This is a genomic window from Flavobacterium sp. (genome assembly GCF_036405015.1).
GTDB lineage: Bacteria > Bacteroidota > Bacteroidia > Flavobacteriales > Flavobacteriaceae > Flavobacterium.
The window spans coordinates 1-1,542 of the sequence record NZ_DASWYK010000094.1 but is presented as its reverse complement, the minus strand read 5'-3'; the positions used below and the strand labels follow the sequence as shown (position 1 = coordinate 1,542).

At 29.4% G+C, this 1,542-nt stretch carries 2 protein-coding genes; both read right to left on the bottom strand.

Translation table 11 applies throughout. The annotated features are described in order from the left end of the window. On the bottom strand, window positions 1–534 hold a 534-nt coding region (locus VGE71_RS07765; protein ID WP_331137819.1), incomplete at its 3' end, for an RsmD family RNA methyltransferase. Beyond that, window positions 531–1,352 carry a DUF3822 family protein gene (locus tag VGE71_RS07760; RefSeq protein ID WP_331137818.1) on the bottom strand — a complete coding sequence of 274 codons (822 nt, stop codon included), beginning with the start codon at window positions 1,350–1,352 and terminating at the stop codon, window positions 531–533. The genes VGE71_RS07765 and VGE71_RS07760, both read right to left, overlap by 4 nt. Between the last annotated feature and the right edge of the window lie 190 nt (window positions 1,353–1,542).

The window sequence follows — 1,542 nt, the reverse complement described above, 5'->3', positions numbered from 1 at the left end:
TAGTTCAAAAAAACTAAAGTAAGAACCGCCATAACTTTTCTGAAAAGAAAAATTACTCATATGATCGAGTTTGGTGTATTTAGAATGTTCGATAATCATCATTCCGTCTTCTTCAAGTAAATCTCTTTCAAAAACAGTTAGTACGATTTTTTCAAAAGTTGCCTGATCTAATCCGTATGGAGGATCGGCAAAAATGATATCGTAAGTCGTTTTAGAATTGTCTAAGAATTTAAAAACATCACTTTTTGTTGCCGCAATATCAAAATCGTATTCTGATGAAACTTGTTTGATGAATTTAACGCATCCAAAATCGCCATCAACAGAAGTAATGGGCGCACTTCCGCGTGAAGCGAATTCGTAACTGATGTTTCCTGTTCCAGAAAATAAATCTAAAACCTTTAAACTGTCAAAATTAAAATGATTATTTAAAACATTAAATAATGCTTCTTTACTCATGTCAGTCGTTGGTCTTACAGGTAGATTTTTTGGCGGAAAAATTCTGCGTCCTTTGTATTTTCCTGAAATGATTCTCATGATTGAAATAAGATATAATGTTTTTGATTTTGAGCGGCTGTAAAACTGTTTTTTTCTTGAAGTGTCGTAACGTCAAGAAACGAAATATGGCGAATATATTTGTATGCAATCTGATAAAACGCATCATTTTCTGTAATGGTTCCCAAAAATTCTAATTTGAAACTTTCAGGATTCATACTCAATTGTTCTGCGGTAAACAAAATGTAATAAATAAAATCTTCTGGTGTCTGGTATTCAAAAGAATTAAACAATAAAAGTTTTTGATTCTGAACAACAATAATTTCGAAATTCCCTGGATTAAAATTTACGATCATTTTTTTATCGTCATTGTTTCGGGAATTATCCAAAAGCTTTTCGACCAAAATAGTATTGGCGTGTTTGTAGTTGAAAGAACCTACATTATCAATCAAGAAATTATTGATACTCACATACGGAATATAAACTGCATTCATCTGATAATTAGGAATCTGATCAAAAGTAAAAAAGTCTGTTTCAAATACTTTTGTTGTATACTGTAAATAACTTCCTAAGTAGTTTTCGTCAAACAAAGCAGTTGGAACAAAAGTCGAAAGATTATTAGTATGAATAACCATTACATCGTCGTAATTACTTTTTAATTCCGGATTATTCTTGAAAGCGTCTCTTAATAAATCTTCAATTTTAGCCGTTTTGTTTGAAGTATCAAATTGAACTTCTTTAAACGAGGTAATAATATTATTTAAAGTATCAAAACAGCAATATGAAAATCCAGTCAGTGAAACCTGAATAGAAAGTTTTCTGTAATTTTTTGAAGTAATGTTAGTATTTTGTAATGACATAGTTGATTTACAATTCGTTACCTGTTTTAAATCAAGAAAGAATTTAAGCGACCACAAACTTACAAATTAAAAAGGAACAATTATAATTGCAATTTCAAAAAACAATTTAAGTGGTAGGTTATCAGTAGGTTACATTAATGTTATTTTTTAAATTTTATAAGTGTTTAATTCTGAACAATTTAACACCGAC